This window comes from Phytopseudomonas argentinensis (assembly GCF_900113905.1).
Lineage (GTDB): Bacteria > Pseudomonadota > Gammaproteobacteria > Pseudomonadales > Pseudomonadaceae > Aquipseudomonas > Aquipseudomonas argentinensis.
In genome coordinates this window covers 453,911-471,189 of the sequence record NZ_FORC01000001.1, presented here as the reverse complement: position 1 = coordinate 471,189, position 17,279 = coordinate 453,911, and the positions used below count along the sequence as shown (strand labels likewise).

Sequence of the window (17,279 nt, the reverse complement as noted above, 5' to 3'; positions counted from 1 at the left end):
CCCCGGGCTCAGGCGTAGTTTTCCGGGCTGAGACGGCGCTCGACCAGTTCGATAAGGATATGGATGACCTTGATATGCAGCTCCTGGGTACGGTCGGCGAAGTCGCCGCCCGGCGCGCAGATGCACACGTCGGCCAGGCTCTCCAGCAACGAGCCGGGCTTGCCGGTCAGGGCAATGACCTTGATTCCCAGTGCCTTGGCAGCTTCGGCGGCCTTGACCACGTTGGGGCTCTTGCCACTGGTGCTGATGGCCAGCAGCACATCGCCTTCGCGGCCGTGGGATTCCACGTAGCGCGAGAAGATGTGGTCGTAACCGAAGTCGTTGGCCACGCAGCTGATATGGCTGGCGTCGCTGATCGACACCGCGGCGATGCCTGGGCGGTTCTTGCGATAGCGCCCGGTCAGTTCCTCGGCGAAGTGCATGGCATCGCACATCGAGCCGCCGTTGCCGCAGGAAAACACCTTGCCCCTGGCTTCGAAGCTGCTCACCAGCAGGTCGCCGGCGCGTTCGATATTGGCCAGCGTCTGCTCGCTGCCGATAAAGGCTTCGAGGGCGCGTTGGGCTTCGAGCAGGCTGTTGCGGATATGTTCGATCATGGTCGCCTCAGGGCAGGTCATGGCTGTTGTAGAAGGCGCCCAGCACTTTCACCAAGTGCGCCAGATCCTGGCTGCCGGCCAGTTCGCGAATCGAGTGCATGGCGAAGGTCGGCAGGCCGATGTCCACGGTGCGCACGCCGAGCTGGCTGGCGGTGATCGGGCCGATGGTCGAGCCGCAACCCATGTCGCTGCGGGTCACGAAGCTCTGTACCGGCACCTCGTTTTCCAGGCACAGGTGGCGGAAGAAACCGGCGGTTTCGCTGTTGGTGGCGTAGCGCTGGTTGCTGTTGATCTTGATCACCGGGCCGGCGTTGAGCTTGGGCCCGTGGTTGCCGTCGTGCTTGGCTTCGTAGTTGGGGTGCACGCCGTGGGCGTTGTCCGCCGAGACCAGCAGCGAGCGCTGGATGGTGCGCACGAAGTCGTCACCCTGGGGCAGCACGCGGCGCAGCACCTGCTCGAGCATCGGGCCATCGGCGCCGCACGCCGAGCTGGAGCCGACCTCTTCGTGGTCGGTGCAGACCAGCACGCAGGTTTCCTCGTCGCCGGCATCGAGCAGCGCCTGCAGGCCGGCGTAGCAGGACAGCAGGTTGTCCAGGCGCGCACTGGCGATGAAGTCCTGATTCAGGCCCACCACCGCGGCGCTTTGGGTGTCGTAGAAACTCAGCTCGTAGTCGAGCACCGCATCGGCGTTGAAATCGTGCTCCATGGCCAACTGCTCGCTGAGCAGGGCGCGGAAGTCGGCACCTTCTGCGCCAGCTAGCTGGGCGAGGATCGGCGGCAACTCGTTCTGGGCGTTGATTGCCCAGCCCTGGTTGGCTTCACGGTTGAGGTGGATGGCCAGGCTGGGGATCACGGCGATGGGCTGGTAGAAGTCGATCAGCGCGCTTTCCACCTTGCCGTCGCGGCGGTAGGTCACCCGGCCGGCCAGGGACAGGTCGCGGTCGAACCAGGGGGCCAGCAGCGCGCCACCGTAAACCTCGACGCCGAGCTGGAAGTAACCCTGACGCTCCAGCTCGGGGTTGGGCTTGACGCGCAGGCACGGGCTGTCGGTATGGGCACCGACCAGGCGCACGCCACCTTCGACCGGCGAGCGAGTGCCGAGCTTGAAGGCGATGATCGAGGAATCGTTACGGGTCACGTAATAGCGGCCACCGGCTTCTGTGTACCAGGGCGCGCGCTCGTCGAGCTGGCGATAGCCGGCGGCTTCGAGGCGCATGGCCAGGCTGCTGGTGGCATGGAAGGGGGTAGGGGAGGCGTTGAGAAAGTCGAGCAGGCCTTGATTCAATTCTTCGCGCATGGGGCACTCCGGACGGCAATGTGCCGAGTTTATCGGATTTGCCGGCGGCGCTGTTGGCGTTTCCTTGTGGGGCGGCATCCGCCCTGCGGCCGCTGTGCGTGATCTCGCGCGCATGGAGCGTTCCCACAGGCGCGCGCGGGTGGCCTTTCTCGGTATTCGTTTGATCAGTCCCGTAGGGTGGGCGTAGCCCACCATCGACTACGCGGCGATGGCCACCAGGCTGAGTATCTGTTCGTCCAGTTCGGCGTAATGGCCGTTCAGTTCGCTGCCGGCTGGCCAGGCGTCGCTCAAATCGACAAGCAGGCGCAGGCGCGCGGTTTGCTGCGCCGGGTCGATGCTGAGCAGTTCGGCCTCCTGAAAATAGAAGCGCGTCAGCACCAGCGGGTAGAGCGCCTTGAACAGGCTTTCCTTGAGGGAAAAGGTCAGGCTGATCCGCCAGGCACGTTGCGCGGGGCTCAGATCGGCAATCAGCGCCAGTTCGTCGTTGGTGAGAATCTCGCCCACCAGCCGTTCGGCGCGTTCGCTCGACAGAATGCCCTCGACATCCAGACCCAGGCCGCGCCACTGGCGAGCAGGCGCGACGATGGCGGCAGCCCAGCCCTGGCCGTGGGTGATCGAGCCGCTGACCTGCGCCGGCCACTGCGGCGCGCGATCTTCGCCGACCGCCGGCACGCTGGCCACCCCGGTTACCCGGCGCAGTGCTTCTCGCGCACACAGGCGCCCGGCCAGATGCTCGGCCTGGCGCTTGGCCACACCGCGAACCGCCGGGACGCCTGCGGCCCTGTAGTCATCATCAGCTAGCCGGGTCGGGTCGAAGTGGGTGCTGATCAGCTGCGCGCCGGCCAATGGCCGGGCGAACGGCCAATGATCGTCGAGAGGCGTGCAGCAGCGGGGCAGAGGGGGTATGGTCATGGCCGGCATTCTGCCGCGCCGGCCGGCTGCTTACCAGCCAGGCACGCCGTGCATGTCCGGCAACTTGTGGGCAATGCCCTTGTGGCAGTCGATGCAGGTGGCCTCACCATTGGCCAAGGCGGTGGAGTGCATCTGCGCCGCACGCTTGCTCTGGCGGGTGAAGTCCATGAAGTCGAAGTTGTGGCAGTTGCGGCATTCCAGTGAGTCGTTGGCCTTGAGGCGTGCCCATTCGTGTTCGGCCAGTTCGCGGCGCTTGTCGAGAAACTTCTCGCGGGTGTTGATGGTGCCGAAGATCTTGCCCCACACCTCCTTGGAAGCCTGCATCTTGCGGGCGATCTTGTCCGTCCACTGGTGCGGCACGTGACAATCCGGGCAGGTGGCGCGCACCCCGGAACGGTTGTTGTAGTGGATGGTGTCCTGCAGCTCGACGAATACGTTGTCGTGCATCTCGTGGCAGGAGGTGCAGAACTGTTCGGTATTGGTGGCCTCCAGCGCGGTGTTGAAACCACCCCAGAAGATGATCCCGGCGATGAAACCGCCCAGGGTCAGAAAGCCCAGGCTGTAATGCACGCTAGGGCGGCGCAGGACCTTCCAGTAGGTGCCGAGCAGGGCGAGCAGCGATTTCATGGTGCCTCCTCAGGGGTGCCCGGCAGGTTGGTTTTCTTCCTGCAGAATCTGGTCGATAGTCTTGAAGCCGTTGTCCACCAGCGGCTTCACCTCGGCCTGGGTAACGTGGCACTGGGTACAGAAGTAGCGGCGCGGCGACATGGCCGCCAGGGCCTGGCCGTCACGGTCCATGTAATGGCTGATGCTGATCATCGGCGCCTGGCTACGCGCGCTGTTGGCTCGGCTGTGGCAGGCCAGGCAGCGATTGCCGAAGCGATCCACCTGGTAGCCGACGATGGTGTGCGGGATGGTCGGTGGCTGCTCGGGGTAGTTGCGCTCGCGGCGCATGTCCTTGTTCTCTTCGGGGGCGATGCGCGGCGCCGGGAATTCCTGGGTCAGGGTGCCGCCAGGGCGCCGCCCGTCCGGAGCCGGCGCATCGAGTGGGTAGCCGAGGTCGGCGGCCACCGCCACGCCGAACACGGCGAGCAGCAGCAGGGGCAGATAACGCAGTTTCATCGTTGTTCTCCTCAGGCTGCGCTGATCAGCTGGATCTTCACCGCGCACTTCTTGTAGTCGGTCTGCTTGGAGATCGGGTCGGTGGCGTCCAGGGTCACCTTGTTGACCAGCTTGTTGGCGTCGAAGAAGGGCACGAACACCAGGCCGCGGGGCGGCTTGTTGCGCCCGCGGGTCTCGATGCGCGCGCGGATCTCGCCGCGCCGGCTGATCACCTTCACCTCGCTGCCACGGCGGGCGTTGAGCGCGCGGGCGTCATCGGGGTGCATGTACACCAGGGCATCGGGCACGGCGCGGTGCAGCTCGTCGACGCGCTGGGTCATGCTGCCGGTGTGCCAGTGTTCGAGCACGCGGCCGGTGCTGAGCCAGAACGGGTAGTCGTCGTCCGGCGCCTCGGCTGGCGGCTCGTAGGGCAGGGCGAATATGATCGCGCGGTTGTCCGGGTAGCCGTAGAATTGCACCTCGCTGCCCTTGGCCACGTAGGGGTCGTGGCCCTCGCGGTAGCGCCAGCGGGTTTCCGCGCCTTCGACCACCGGCCAGCGCAGACCGCGTTCGCTGTGGTAGCGGTCGAACGGCGCCAGGTCGTGCCCGTGGCCGCGGCCGAACTGTGCATACTCCTCGAACAGGCCCTTCTGCAGGTAGTAGCCGAAGGCCTTGGCCTCGTCGTTGCGAAAGCCCTTTTCCAGCTGTTCGGCCGGGAAGGCATCGACCTGACCGTTCTTGTACAGCACCTCATAGAGCGTCTTGCCCTTGAGCTCTGGCGCCTTGGCGAGCAGCTCGGCCGGCCAGACCTCATCGGTGGTAAAGCGCTTGGAGAACTCCACCAGCTGCCACAGGTCGGATTTCGCCTCGCCCGGTGCGCCGACCAGCTGATGCCAGAACTGCGTGCGGCGCTCGGCGTTGCCGTAGGCCCCTTCCTTCTCGACCCACATGGCACTGGGCAGAATCAGGTCGGCGGCCTGGGCCGAGACGGTCGGGTACACATCGGAGACGATCACGAAGTTGTCCGGCTTGCGCCAACCGGGCAGCACCTCCTGCATGATGTTGGGGCCGGCCTGCATGTTGTTGCTGACCTGGGTCCAGTACACCTTGAGCACGCCATCCTTGAGCATGCGGCTCTGCTCCACGGCGTGGAAGCCGGGTTTTTCCTGGATGGTGCCGGCGGGCAGCTTCCAGATCTTCTCGGCGGTGGCGCGGTGTTTCGGGTTGGTCACCACCAGGTCGGCGGGCAGGCGATGGGAGAAGGTGCCGACTTCGCGGGCGGTGCCGCAGGCCGACGGCTGGCCGGTCAGGGAGAAGGGGCTGTTGCCCGGCTCACTGATCTTGCCGGTCAGCAAGTGGATGTTGTAGATCAGGTTATTGGCCCACACGCCTCGGGTGTGCTGGTTGAAGCCCATGGTCCAGAACGACACTACCTTGCGCTGCGGGTCGGCGTACAGCTCGGCCAGCGCCTTGAGGCGCTCGGCGGGCACGCCCGACTCCTTGGCGGCGCGCTCCAGGGTGTAGGGTTTGACGAAGGCGGCGAACTGCTCGAAGGACATGTCGCTCCAGGTGTTGGCATTCTTCGCGTTCCTGGCCTTCACCTCCAGCGGGTTGTCCGGACGCAGGCCGTAGCCGATGTCGTCGGCGCCAAGGGCGAAGCGGGTGTGGCGTTTGACGAAATCCTGGTTCACCGCGCCGCTCTGGATGATGTGGTTGGCGATGTAGTTGAGGATCAGCAGGTCGGTCTGCGGTTTGAACACCATGGGGATGTCGGCCAGGTCGAAGCTGCGGTGCTCGAAGGTCGACAGCACGGCGACCTTGACGCCCGGCTTGCTCAGGCGCCGGTCGGTGACCCGGCTCCACAACACCGGGTGCATCTCGGCCATGTTCGAGCCCCACAGCACGAAGCTGTCGGTGGCCTCGATGTCGTCGTAGCAGCCCATCGGCTCGTCCATGCCGAAAGTGCGCATGAAGCCCATCACCGCCGAGGCCATGCAGTGGCGCGCGTTGGGGTCGATGTTGTTGCTGCGAAAGCCGGCCTTCATCAGCTTGTTGGCGGCGTAGCCTTCCCAGATCGTCCACTGCCCCGAACCGAACATGCCCACGGCCTGGGGGCCGTGCTCGCGCAGGGCAGCCTTGAATTTCTCCTCCATGATGTCGAAGGCCTGCTGCCAGCTGATCGGCTGGAATTCGCCCTGCTTGTCGTAGTTGCCGTCTTTCATGCGCAGCAGCGGCGTGGTCAGGCGGTCGACGCCGTACATGATCTTCGACAAGAAGTAGCCCTTGACGCAGTTCAGGCCGCGGTTGACCTCGGCCTTGATGTCGCCGTGGGTGGCCACCACGCGGTTGTCGCGGGTGGCGACCATCACACTGCAGCCGGTGCCGCAGAAGCTGCAGGGCGCCTTGTTCCAGTCCAGGCGGGTGTTCTCCGCATCGGCAATCAGGTTGCTGGCGGTTGAGGCGAGCGGCAGGCCGGCCGCCGCGGCAGCGATGGCTGCGGCCTGGGCCTTGGTGAATTCGCGGCGGGTCATGGTCATTGAGTGGCTCCTTGCGGGCTGAGGCATTCGTGGTAGATCAGCGCGGCATTGAGCACCCCGGGCAGGGCGTTGACCTGCTCGATGCGCTGCATGATCAGGCGTTCGTCGACCGCCTCGATCACCACCACGGCCTTGCCTTCCGGGCTGTGCTGGTGCACTTCCAGATCATCGAGCAGGCGCAGGTTGGCGAGCACCGCGTCGAGCTGCTCGGGGCGGGCATGCACGACGAAGCTGGCAATGTGCAGGGGGGCGTCCATGACGGGCTCCTGTAAGCCGAGGGGTCAGTTGAGCGGGCCGGGCGGGCCGAAGAGCATCTGCAGGAACCACACCGCGAAGCCGTAGGCGCCGACGAGGGCCACGGAAAGCAGCGGGAAGAGAAATATCACCAGGAACACAAACAACCGGCGTTCGCGGCGTTTGCCCTCGGTGTCTTCGGATGGGCTGGGCATGGGCAGTTCTTCATCGGTCAGGCTGATTGGACATGCCGTCATTGACGAAGGCGGCGCCTTTGGCGCTCGCAATCTGACGGTCTATGGTCGTTAAGCCGACCTTAGTCGTACTGGCTAGCGGGGTATTGATCCGGGTCAATGACTGGGCCGTTACCCCATGGCAGCCGGTGAATGGCTGTTCGGCCCGTCGTTCAGGTGAGGTTCAGCGAGGGTTCAGGAGGGGTTCAGTCGCCAGCGGGCAAGATGACTCTCGAGTTTTTCATTAACCCACTGCCATTCGAGAGGCATCTCCATGAAAGCGACTCTGACCAAACTGGCTCTGGCGACTTCCCTGGTATTCGGCGCTGCGACCAGCGCCCATGCCGACAACAACTTTGCCGGCTTCACCTGGGGCCAGACCAGCAACAACATCCAGAAGTCCTCGGCGCTGAACGCCAACCAGGGCAACCCCAACTTCGACAGCGTGATCAATAACGAAGGTACCTGGGGCGTGCGCGCCGGTCAGCAGAACGAGGTCGGCCGTTACTACGCCACCTACGAATACATCTCCGGCAGCAACGACGGCCTCAAGCTGCGCCAGCAGAACCTGCTCGGCAGCTACGACGCCTTCCTGCCGCTGAACGAGAACGGCACCAAGCTGTTCGGCGGTGGCACCCTGGGCCTGGTCAAGCTGGAGCAGAACAGCCCGGGTGTCTCGCGTGACACCAATGTCGGGTATGCTGCCGGCTTGCAGGCAGGCCTGCTGCAGGAAGTCAACGAGAACGCCTCCATCGAAGGCGGCTACCGTTACCTGCGCACCAACGCCAGCACCGAGTTCGCGCCGCACGGCGAAGGCAAGGTCGGCTCCCTGGATCTGCATAGCAGCGGTCAGTGGTACCTGGGTGCCAACTACAAGTTCTAAATCACCATAATCAGCTGCGCGTCGGCCCTGCGACGTTAAAGAACAGGCGTGAAGTGCTCGGGTACGCAAGTACAGTCGCCCGCGACGCCGGCCGCTTTTCGCCTGTTTTTGCGGAGCCGCCCAGGCCTTGCGAGGCTCTAGCTCGCAAGATCATTGAATTGATGGCTCGAGCTTGTTGCCGTTTCATAACGAAGAGGGCATGCAACGATGAAATTGCTGGTCGTGGAGGATGAGGCGCTGCTGCGTCACCATCTGTATACCCGACTCGGCGAACAAGGCCACGTGGTGGACGCGGTCGCCAATGCCGAGGAGGCGCTGTATCGCGTCGATGAATACCACCATGACCTGGCGGTGATCGATCTCGGTCTTCCCGGTATCAGCGGGCTTGACCTGATCCGCCAGCTGCGCAGTCGCGACAAGACCTTTCCCATCCTGATTCTCACCGCCCGTGGCAACTGGCAGGACAAGGTCGAAGGCCTGGCCTCCGGTGCCGATGACTATGTGGTCAAACCCTTTCAGTTCGAAGAGCTGGAGGCGCGCCTCAATGCCCTGCTGCGACGTTCTTCCGGGTTCATCCAGTCGACCATCGAGGCCGGCCCGCTGCTGTTGGACATGAACCGCAAACAGGCACTGATCGATGGTGCGGGCATGGGCCTGACCGCCTACGAATACCGCATCCTCGAATACCTGATGCGCCATCACCAGCAGGTGGTGCCCAAGGAGCGGTTGATCGAGCAGCTGTATCCCGATGACGAGGAACGCGACCCCAACGTGATCGAAGTGCTGGTCGGCCGTCTGCGCCGCAAGCTGGAAAGCTGCAACGGCTTCAAACCGATCGAAACGGTGCGCGGCCAGGGCTATCTGTTCACCGAGCGCTGCCGGTGACCTCAGGACTGGCACGCTTGAAAGTGCACTGGGTGTCCTCCCTGCGCCTGCGCCTGATGCTCGGCAGCACGGTGATCGCCGTGCTGTTCATGCTGGCGCTGTTGCCGGCCTTGCAGGGCGCCTTTCTGATCGCCCTGGAAAAATCCGTCGAGAAACGCCTGGCCGCCGATGCCGGTGCGTTGATATCCGCAGCCCGTACCGACGACGGCAAGCTGCGCATGCCCAGCAAGCTGCCTGACGAGGAATTCGACCTGCCCGACGCCCAGTTGCTGGGCTTCATCTACGACCGCGACGGGCAGCTGGTGTGGCGCTCGCCGTCGACCCGGGATATGTCCGTGTCCTACCAGCCGCGTTACGACGGGCGTGGCGACGAACTGCTGCGCACCACCGACCGTCAAGGCCGCGAATTCTACATCTATGACGTGGAGATCAAGCTGCTGCGCGGGCAGAGCGCGGCGTTCAGCATCGTCACCATGCAGCCGGCCAGCGACACCCAGGCGCTGTACAACGATTTCACCAAGCAGCTGTACCTGTGGCTCGGTGGTGCGCTGCTGCTGCTCCTGGGGCTGTTGTGGTTCGGCCTGACCTGGGGCTTTCGCAGCCTGCGCGGGTTGCGCGAGGAACTCGATGAGGTGGAGAGCGGCACCCGCGAACGGCTGAGCGATGACCATCCCCGTGAGTTGCTGCGCCTGACCGGCTCGCTGAACCGCCTGCTGGACAGCGAGCGCCAGCAGCGCGAGCGCTATCGGAACTCCCTCGATGACCTGGCGCACAGCCTGAAGACCCCGCTGTCGGTGCTGCAGGGCGCGGCCGAGGTGATCGCCGCCAAACCGGAAAACCGCGAGCAGGCACAGATTCTCCAGGGGCAGATCGAGCGCATGAGCCAGCAGATCGGCTATCAGCTGCAACGCGCCAGCCTGCGCAAGAGCGGCCTGGTCCGTCACCGGGTGCCGCTGGCCACCGTGGTCGACAACCTCTGCGAGGCGCTCGACAAGGTCTACCGGGACAAGCAGGTCAGTGTACAGCGCCAGTTCGATGCTTGGCTGGAGATCCCCATGGAGCGCGCGGCGCTACTCGAACTGCTGGGTAACCTGCTGGAAAACGCGTACCGATTATGCCTGGGCCAGGTACGCATCAGCGCCGCTGTCGACAATGGCACCTGCCAGCTCTGCGTCGAGGACGACGGCCCAGGCGTGCCGGTGGATCAGCGCGAGCGGATCCTGCGCCGTGGCGAGCGGCTGGATGCCCAGCATCCAGGGCAGGGGATCGGTACCGCGGTGGTCAAGGACATCATCGAGAGCTATGACGGCGAGCTGTTTCTCGAGGAGTCCGCGTTGGGCGGGGCGGCGTTTCGGGTGCGTATCTGATTGATCTCGCCAGTCGTGGTGGGAATCCGCCACGCCTGCCGGAGCCACGTGCGGAAAACCGCCATCGGCCATCGAAAGGGGCACGAAATCTTTTCTCAAACACCGCTATAACAAAGGTTTATCCGAATTTTTCTTGTATGGCATGGGGCTTGCTTTTGCTGCCTCAAGGTCGCGTCGAGCGTACCTACTAACAAATCCCTCCAGGTCAGGAGGGTTGGCGCCTAAACAAGAAAGGTGGTGCGGACGTCGCTGGATGTCATTGCCGCACCCATGAGGATTCACCATGACTGCCACAACGAACGAAGTTGTCCGTCAACCGTTCTACAAGATGCTCTATGTCCAGGTGTTGTTCGCCATCACCATCGGCATTCTCCTCGGTCACTTCTATCCTGAGACGGGCGTCGCCCTCAAGCCACTTGGCGATGGTTTCGTCAAGCTGATCAAGATGGTCATCGCACCCATCATCTTCTGTACCGTGGTCAGCGGCATCGCCGGCATGCAGGACATGAAGGCCGTCGGCAAGACCGGCGGCTACGCGCTGATGTATTTCGAGATCGTTTCCACCATCGCCCTGATCATCGGTCTGGTCGTGGTCAACGTGGTGCAGCCAGGCGTTGGCATGCACGTCGATCCGAGCACCCTGGATGCCAGCAAGATCGCTGCCTATGCCCAGGCGGGCGAGGCGCAGACCACCATCGGCTTCCTGCTCAACGTGATTCCGTCCACCGTGGTCGGGGCGTTCGCCAATGGCGACATCCTGCAGGTGCTGTTCTTCTCGGTGATCTTCGCCTTTGCCCTGCAGCGCATGGGTGAGTTCGGTCGCCCGGTGCTCGAGTTCATCGATCGCATCGCCCATGTCATGTTCGGCATCATCAACATGATCATGAAGCTCGCGCCCATCGGTGCCTTCGGTGCCATGGCCTTCACCATCGGTCAGTACGGTGTCGGCTCGCTGGTGCAGCTGGGCCAGCTGATGCTGTGCTTCTACATCACCTGCTTCTTCTTCGTGCTCATCGTGCTGGGTGGCATCTGCCGTGCCCACGGCTTCAGCGTGCTGCGCCTGATCCGCTACATCCGTGAAGAGCTGATGATCGTGCTGGGTACCTCGTCGTCCGAGTCGGCACTGCCGCGCATGCTGACCAAGATGGAGAAGCTCGGTGCCAACAAGTCGGTGGTCGGCCTGGTGATTCCTACCGGTTACTCGTTCAACCTCGACGGTACCTCGATCTACCTGACCATGGCCGCGGTGTTCATCGCCCAGGCCACCGACACGCCGATGGACATCACCCACCAGATCACCCTGCTGCTGGTGCTGCTGGTTGCCTCCAAAGGTGCTGCGGGCGTCACCGGTAGCGGTTTCATCGTTCTGGCTGCCACCCTGTCCGCCGTCGGCCACCTGCCGGTTGCCGGCCTGGCGCTGATCCTCGGTATCGACCGCTTCATGTCCGAAGCCCGTGCACTGACCAACCTGGTCGGTAACGGCGTGGCCACCATCGTGGTCGCCAAGTGGTGCAAGGAGCTGGACGAAGACACCCTGCAGCGCGAGCTGGCTTCCGGTGGTCGTCCGGACGTGGTGGCCGTGCCCGCCGACAGCGCTGGCAAGGTTTCCTGATACCCGATGTCGTCGACCTTCCCGTACCGGGAAGGTCATCTGGCCCGCCCTTGTGGCGGGCTTTTTTTATGGGCGGGTGAAAACCGCTGGGCAGAGGCTGGCACCTCGCCTTTAGCCCACCTGTTCTATTGAGCCGGGCTCGGTTAGGTAGGAGCATTTCCAGGCGGGTGGCGTTTCGCAAGATCGACAGCTGTAGTGCGCGGCGCTGCTCATCAATCCTGATCAATGGCGAGGTTTCCATGAAACGCATGAAGAAAGCGCACTCACGCAGTTTGGGGCTGGCCGCTGCGCTTGTGGCGGGCATTGCATTCAGTGGCACTGCCAGTGCCTGGACGTTCGAGCACGGCTGGAGTTGCCAGAACAAGTGGTACCAGATGGGCCTGATCGAGCTCATCGCCTGCGGTGGTGGGGGCGAAGGCTGATCGATTCGAGAGTGGCCGCCATCGCCGGTTGCCAAGGCATCACCAATAGCCCGCCCATGAGCGGGCTTTTTCATGCCTGCGGGTTGGCCGGTGCCTGCTGGTTTGAGGGCTGGTGCAGCGCGGATAGCTTTGCGCCTGAAGGCGCAAAACGAAAAAAAACCGGCCACGAGGGCCGGTTTTTTTGGGGATTTGGTCGGAGAGACAGGATTCGAACCTGCGACCTTCTCGTCCCGAACGAGACGCGCTACCAAGCTGCGCTACACTCCGAATTCGCCAAATTCTACTCAAAAACTTTTGCAGCACAAGGGGTTAGCAAAAATTTTTAATCGGGCGCCGCGCCTGGCGTACGCCCGCAAGCCTGGCGTGCGCTTACAGCTCCTTGACGGTGCGGACCTGATCCTTGTTGACCTTGGTGCGCTTGCCATCGAGCTGTTCGAACTCGTAGAAGCCGGTGTCGTCGTCGAAATCGGGACGATCGACAGTCTGGATCTCACGGCCATCGTTGAGGGTGATCACCGATGGCGTGGAACAGCCTGCCAGGGTAACCAGGCCGAGGGCGAGTAGGAATGCAGCGGTAGTCCGTTGCTTCATGGCATGTCTCCTTAAGTCGAGGCAGAGTGATTACCTTGGCTCAGACGGGTAGGCCGAGCCCAAGTTCCACCCTATTTATCCACCCGAGGCTGCTATGCCGCAAGCGTTCAGCCGAGCAGGTCGGGGGAATTGAGGTTGCTCAGGCGCGGATCTTCGCTTGCGCAGCGCAACGCAACGGGATCGTGCGCACGCAGCCAGCGCTGGGTGCTGCGCTCACCAGCCTGCCAGGCCTGTTCCAGTGATGGCAGCAGGCGGCGGGGGATGACCGCGAACAGCGGCTCCCAATAGCCGGCGCGCTGGGCCATGACCGGACGATCCTCGGCCAGGGCCAGCAAACGCTCGACCAGCGCGCGGTCGACCCGCGGCGCGTCGCAGGGCAACACCAGCAGCAGGGGATGACGGGCGACCTGCAGGGCCGCGCGAATTCCCGCCAGAGGGCCGGGATAGTCGGCGCTCTCGTCACCGACCAGGCGGTCGGCATAGGGCGCATAGGCCTGCTGATTGCGGTTGCAGGAAATGATCAGGTCATCGGTCAACGGCCGCACCACCTGGTGCAGCCATGCGATCATCGGTCGCGCCCGCCAGAGCACCAGGCCCTTGTCCTGGCCGCCCATGCGCTGGCCGCGCCCGCCTGCGAGGAGTACCACCGAAAACGCTTGGGGCGTAGCTGACGCGGGCATGACAGGGTCTCCGGAGGTGGCGCTGTGGTATAACACCGGCCATTGTTAACGACAACTGGAAGCCTGCCATGAGCCACAAGGCCGATGCCCCATTCGTGCCCCTGAACATCGCGGTACTGACGGTCAGCGATACCCGAACGCTGGAAACCGATACCTCCGGGCAACTGTTCGTCGACCGCCTGAAAGCGGCGGGTCATAACCTTGCCGAGCGGGTCCTGCTCAAGGACGACCTCTACAAGATCCGCGCCCAGGTCGCCACCTGGATCGCCGAGGACGTGGTGCAGGTGGTGCTGATTACCGGTGGGACTGGCTTTACCGGGCGTGACAGCACGCCGGAAGCGGTGGCCTGCCTGCTGGACAAGCAGGTCGATGGTTTTGGCGAGCTGTTCCGGCAGATTTCCACCGCCGATATCGGCACCTCGACCATCCAGTCCCGGGCGCTGGCCGGTCTGGCCAATGGCACCCTGGTGTGCTGCCTGCCGGGTTCGACCAACGCCTGTCGCACCGGTTGGGACGGCATTCTGGCCGAGCAGCTCGATGCCCGTCACCGCCCCTGCAATTTCGTGCCGCATCTGAAACGTGCCGCCCCCTGCGAGAGCCGCGGATGAGCGACGCGCATTCGCCGCTGATGCCGGTTGAGCAGGCGCTGGAGCGTCTTCTGGCGCTGGCCGAGAGCACACCGATCCGCGAGCACGAACTGGTCGACCTGGCTGCCGCCGATGGCCGGGTGCTGGCCGAGCCGATGGTTGCCGGCCTGGACCTGCCGCCCTGGCCGAACAGTGCCATGGACGGTTATGCGCTGCGCCTGGCCGATTGGCAGGGCCAGGCCCTGCCGGTCAGCCAGCGTATCTTCGCCGGCATGGCCCCCGAGGCGCTGCAGCCTGGTACCTGCGCGCGCATCTTCACCGGCGCGCCCATTCCGCAGGGCGCCGATACGGTGGAGATGCAGGAGAACGTCAGTGTCGGTGACGACGGCCGCGTGCACTTCAACCAGGCGTTGAAGGTGGCGCAGAACATCCGCCCCCAGGGCCAGGAAAATCGCCAAGGGGAAACCTTGCTGGCGGCCGGTACGCAGCTAGGGCCGATCGAACTGGGCCTGGCTGCCTCCATCGGCCTGGCGCAGTTGCCGGTCAGGCGTAGGCCTCTGGTGGCAGTGCTGTCCACCGGCGACGAACTGGTCGAGCCTGGGCAGGCGCTTGGCGCCGGGCAGATCTACAACAGCAACCGCTATCTGCTGGTCGCCTGGCTGCAGCGCCTGGGTTGCCAGGTCATCGACGCCGGCATCCTGCCCGATGATCTCGAGCGCACGCGCCAGGCGCTCGCCGAACTGCAGGATGTCGACCTGATCCTCTCCACCGGCGGGGTGTCGGTGGGCGAGGCGGACTTTCTCGGCATCGCCCTGCGGGAAGCCGGCGACCTGGCGTTGTGGAAGTTGGCCATCAAGCCGGGCAAGCCGCTGACCGTCGGTGAGTTCCGCGGTCGCCCGGTCATCGGCCTGCCGGGTAACCCCGCCTCGACGCTGGTGACCTTCGGCCTGCTGGCGCGCCCCTATCTGCTGCGTCGCCTTGGCGTAGAGAAGGTCGAACCGCTGGGTTTCCAGGTGCCGGCGGGCTTCACCTGGGGCAAACCGGGCAAGCGCCGCGAGTTCCTGCGCGCGCGCCTGGAAAGCGGCCGCGTGGTGCCTTACGCGAACCAGAGTTCTGGCGTGCTGCGCAGCGCTGCCTGGGCCGAAGGGTTGGCCCAGGTGCCTGAAGGCACCACCCTCGCCGAAGGCGACCTGGTGCAGTTCATCCCAATGAGCGAACTGCTTGGCTGAGGCTCGGCGCCGGCAGTCTGCGAACAGATGACGGCGAGCGTGATTATTTCGCTCGCCCGTTGTCTGGATAAGCAGCACTGTCTTCAATCCCGTTTCCGGAGCCGTTATGCAAGAGCGTAAAGCGCTGTTGATCCTTCATGGTAAGCAGTCCCTCAACGAAGAGGTACGCGCTGCGGTCAGCAGCCAGCGTGAGCGTGGCTGGGATCTTGCGGTGCGGCTGACCTGGGAGGCGGGCGATGCTCAGCGTCTGGTGGACGAAGCGCTGCAAGCGGGCTACCCGACGTTGATTGCCGGCGGCGGTGACGGCACCTTGCGCGATGTCGCCGAAGCCATGGCCAAGTCCGACACCGACGCCAGCCTGGTATTGCTGCCGCTGGGAACCGCCAATGATTTTGCCCATGCCGCGGCTATACCGCTGACCCCGGCCGACGCGCTGGCGCTGCTCGATACCCCCGCGCGGGCGATCGACCTGGGCGAGGTGGATGGCGAATTGTTCCTCAACATGGCCACCGGGGGCTTTGGCTCCAACATCACCGCCAATACCTCCGAAGACCTCAAGCGCGTCCTTGGTGGTGCGGCCTACATGCTTACCGGCCTGACCCGCTTTGCCGAGGTGCGCTCGGCCTTCGGGCGCTTCAAGGGCCAGGATTTCGAGTGGGAAGGCGAGTTCCTCGCCCTGGGTATCGGCAATGGTCGCCAGGCCGGTGGCGGTCATGTCCTGTGCCCCCATGCGCGAGTGGACGACGGCCTGTTGGACGTATGCATCGTGCCGGCCGCGCACGATGTGGTCGGCACGCTGGGTACGCTGCTTTCGGGAGGGTTGAAAGGCATCGAGGGGGTGTCGATCAGCGCCCGACTGCCATGGCTGGAGATCGACGCCCCCGAAGGGCTGGATCTGAACCTCGATGGCGAGCCGCGTGGCGGGCATCGTCTACGCTTCGCAGCAAGGCCCCAGGCGTTGCGCCTGCATTTGCCGGAACACTCGCCTTTGCTGCACGACTGATCGGCTGGTACTGGTACGGCGCCGCGCGCTGGTGCAAGATGGCGTTACGCCATGCCGCCTACAGTTATTGCACGTCTGGCCGATAGCTTCATACCAACACCCACGCCTCAGGAGCGAATAATGGCCGGTATTCTCGACACCGTTGATCAACGGACGCAGCTGGTAGGCGAGAACCGCCTGGAAATATTGATGTTCCGTCTTGCGGGCCGCCAGCTGTTCGCCATCAACGTGTTCAAGGTGCAGGAAGTTCTGCACATGCCCAAGCTGACGCTGATGCCCCATCGTCACCGCTTCGTCTGCGGGGTGATCCACCTGCGCGGCCAGACCCTGCCGGTCATCGATCTGTCCCAGGCCATCGGTATGCGCCCGATCGTGCCCGATGAGCGCAGCACCATCATCGTCACCGAGTACAACCGCTCCATCCAGGCCTTCCTGGTCGGCGGTGTCGACCGCATCATGAACCTCAACTGGGAATCCATCCTGCCACCGCCAGGTGGTGCAGGGCGCCAGCATTACCTGACGGCGATCACCAAGGTCGATGACCAGTTGGTGGAAATCATCGACGTGGAGAAGGTGCTGGCCGAGATCGTGCCCTACGACACGCGCATTTCCGGTGACCGCCTGGCCGACCCGCTGCTCGAGAAGGCGCGCGGCCGCGAGGTGCTGCTGGTCGATGATTCCAGCGTGGCCCTGGCACAGTTGCGCGATACCCTGTCGCAGCTGGGCATGAAAATGCACGTCGCCACCGACGGCCTCAAGGGCCTGCAGATGCTCAAGGCCTGGGCGGATTCCGGTGTGGTCATCACCGACAAGCTGCTGATGATGTTCACCGACGCCGAAATGCCGGAAATGGACGGCTACCGGCTGACCACCGAGATTCGCCAGGACCCGCGCCTGCGCGACCTCTACGTGGTGCTGCACACCTCGCTGTCCGGCAGCTTCAACGATGCCATGGTCAAGAAGGTGGGCTGTGACAACTTCCTGTCCAAGTTCCAGCCTGACAAGCTGGTGGATGTGATTCGCCAACGTCTTGCTCTAGACGAAAAGTAGAGCTGTGCCGGCTTGAGCCCTGGCGGCGGTTTGCGTATAACCGCCGTTTCGCTCATGTCA

19 protein-coding genes and 1 tRNA gene are annotated in these 17,279 nt (G+C 64.1%); 9 read left to right on the top strand and 11 right to left on the bottom strand.

The genetic code is table 11. The features are described 5' to 3' along the window. Positions 1–8 precede the first annotated feature (8 nt). The 8 genes from lpcA to napE all read right to left on the bottom strand — a co-directional run bounded on the left by lpcA (position 9) and on the right by napE (position 6,892). Positions 9–596 carry a D-sedoheptulose 7-phosphate isomerase gene (gene lpcA, locus BM154_RS02110; RefSeq protein WP_074880393.1) on the bottom strand — a complete coding sequence of 196 codons (588 nt, stop codon included), beginning with the start codon at positions 594–596 and terminating at the stop codon, positions 9–11. Positions 597–603: 7 nt separating this feature from the next. Next, entirely contained in the window at positions 604–1,893 is a 1,290-nt protein-coding gene (locus tag BM154_RS02105; protein ID WP_027906284.1) for a M18 family aminopeptidase, read from the bottom strand. Positions 1,894–2,091: 198 nt separating this feature from the next. Beyond that, the gene (locus BM154_RS02100) at positions 2,092–2,814 is read right to left on the bottom strand and encodes a 4'-phosphopantetheinyl transferase family protein (protein WP_074880388.1); all 723 of its coding nucleotides are present in this window, start codon (positions 2,812–2,814) and stop codon (positions 2,092–2,094) included. 21 nt (positions 2,815–2,835) lie between these two features. Continuing rightward, on the bottom strand, positions 2,836–3,432 hold the full coding sequence (locus BM154_RS02095; RefSeq protein WP_074880385.1) for a cytochrome c3 family protein: 597 nt from the start codon (positions 3,430–3,432) through the stop codon (positions 2,836–2,838). A gap of 9 nt (positions 3,433–3,441) precedes the next feature. Next, positions 3,442–3,927 carry a nitrate reductase cytochrome c-type subunit gene (locus BM154_RS02090; RefSeq protein ID WP_074880381.1) on the bottom strand — a complete coding sequence of 162 codons (486 nt, stop codon included), beginning with the start codon at positions 3,925–3,927 and terminating at the stop codon, positions 3,442–3,444. 11 nt (positions 3,928–3,938) lie between these two features. After that, complete coding sequence (gene napA / locus BM154_RS02085; RefSeq protein WP_074880378.1) at positions 3,939–6,443, bottom strand: nitrate reductase catalytic subunit NapA; 2,505 nt, start codon at positions 6,441–6,443, stop codon at positions 3,939–3,941. Further along, positions 6,440–6,700, bottom strand: a complete 261-nt coding sequence (locus BM154_RS02080) for a chaperone NapD (RefSeq protein ID WP_074880376.1) — start codon at positions 6,698–6,700, stop codon at positions 6,440–6,442. The genes napA and BM154_RS02080 overlap by 4 nt, the downstream gene beginning before the upstream one ends. 24 nt (positions 6,701–6,724) lie before the next feature. Next, entirely contained in the window at positions 6,725–6,892 is a 168-nt protein-coding gene (napE, locus tag BM154_RS02075; RefSeq protein WP_074882313.1) for a periplasmic nitrate reductase, NapE protein, read from the bottom strand. A gap of 292 nt (positions 6,893–7,184) precedes the next feature. Here napE and BM154_RS02070 point away from each other — a divergent pair, with 292 nt between their 5' ends. From BM154_RS02070 to BM154_RS02050, 5 genes are all read left to right on the top strand, one after another. Next, positions 7,185–7,793 carry an outer membrane protein gene (locus BM154_RS02070; RefSeq protein ID WP_074880373.1) on the top strand — a complete coding sequence of 203 codons (609 nt, stop codon included), beginning with the start codon at positions 7,185–7,187 and terminating at the stop codon, positions 7,791–7,793. A gap of 207 nt (positions 7,794–8,000) precedes the next feature. After that, on the top strand, positions 8,001–8,678 hold the full coding sequence (locus BM154_RS02065) for a response regulator (RefSeq protein WP_013792025.1): 678 nt from the start codon (positions 8,001–8,003) through the stop codon (positions 8,676–8,678). Between the two features lie 56 nt (positions 8,679–8,734). Beyond that, positions 8,735–10,045: an ATP-binding protein gene (locus tag BM154_RS02060; RefSeq protein ID WP_208609418.1), complete on the top strand. Its 1,311-nt coding sequence runs from the start codon at positions 8,735–8,737 to the stop codon at positions 10,043–10,045. A gap of 283 nt (positions 10,046–10,328) precedes the next feature. Next, entirely contained in the window at positions 10,329–11,657 is a 1,329-nt protein-coding gene (locus tag BM154_RS02055; protein WP_074880366.1) for a dicarboxylate/amino acid:cation symporter, read from the top strand. Between the two features lie 239 nt (positions 11,658–11,896). Further along, complete coding sequence (locus tag BM154_RS02050; RefSeq protein ID WP_074880363.1) at positions 11,897–12,079, top strand: hypothetical protein; 183 nt, start codon at positions 11,897–11,899, stop codon at positions 12,077–12,079. Positions 12,080–12,269: 190 nt separating this feature from the next. Here BM154_RS02050 and BM154_RS02045 read toward each other — a convergent pair. From BM154_RS02045 to mobA, 3 genes are all read right to left on the bottom strand, one after another. Beyond that, positions 12,270–12,346: transfer RNA gene (locus tag BM154_RS02045), tRNA-Pro, on the bottom strand. A 102-nt stretch (positions 12,347–12,448) separates the two neighbouring features. Beyond that, positions 12,449–12,670, bottom strand: a complete 222-nt coding sequence (locus tag BM154_RS02040) for a YgdI/YgdR family lipoprotein (protein WP_070886848.1) — start codon at positions 12,668–12,670, stop codon at positions 12,449–12,451. A gap of 107 nt (positions 12,671–12,777) precedes the next feature. Next, positions 12,778–13,350: a molybdenum cofactor guanylyltransferase MobA gene (mobA, locus tag BM154_RS02035; protein WP_074880360.1), complete on the bottom strand. Its 573-nt coding sequence runs from the start codon at positions 13,348–13,350 to the stop codon at positions 12,778–12,780. A gap of 68 nt (positions 13,351–13,418) precedes the next feature. Here mobA and moaB point away from each other — a divergent pair, with 68 nt between their 5' ends. The 4 genes from moaB (at position 13,419) to BM154_RS02015 (ending at position 17,219) form a co-directional block, all read left to right on the top strand. After that, positions 13,419–13,958, top strand: coding sequence for a molybdenum cofactor biosynthesis protein B (moaB, locus tag BM154_RS02030; RefSeq protein WP_074880357.1), 540 nt, complete (start codon positions 13,419–13,421; stop codon positions 13,956–13,958). Then, positions 13,955–15,166 (top strand): molybdopterin molybdotransferase MoeA, encoded by a 1,212-nt coding sequence (locus tag BM154_RS02025; protein ID WP_074880355.1) that lies wholly within the window; start codon positions 13,955–13,957, stop codon positions 15,164–15,166. Before moaB ends, BM154_RS02025 begins: the two co-directional genes overlap by 4 nt. A 106-nt stretch (positions 15,167–15,272) precedes the next feature. Next, positions 15,273–16,169 carry a lipid kinase YegS gene (yegS, locus tag BM154_RS02020; RefSeq protein ID WP_074880352.1) on the top strand — a complete coding sequence of 299 codons (897 nt, stop codon included), beginning with the start codon at positions 15,273–15,275 and terminating at the stop codon, positions 16,167–16,169. A 120-nt stretch (positions 16,170–16,289) separates the two neighbouring features. Beyond that, complete coding sequence (locus tag BM154_RS02015) at positions 16,290–17,219, top strand: chemotaxis protein CheV (protein WP_074880349.1); 930 nt, start codon at positions 16,290–16,292, stop codon at positions 17,217–17,219. Positions 17,220–17,279: the final 60 nt, after the last annotated feature.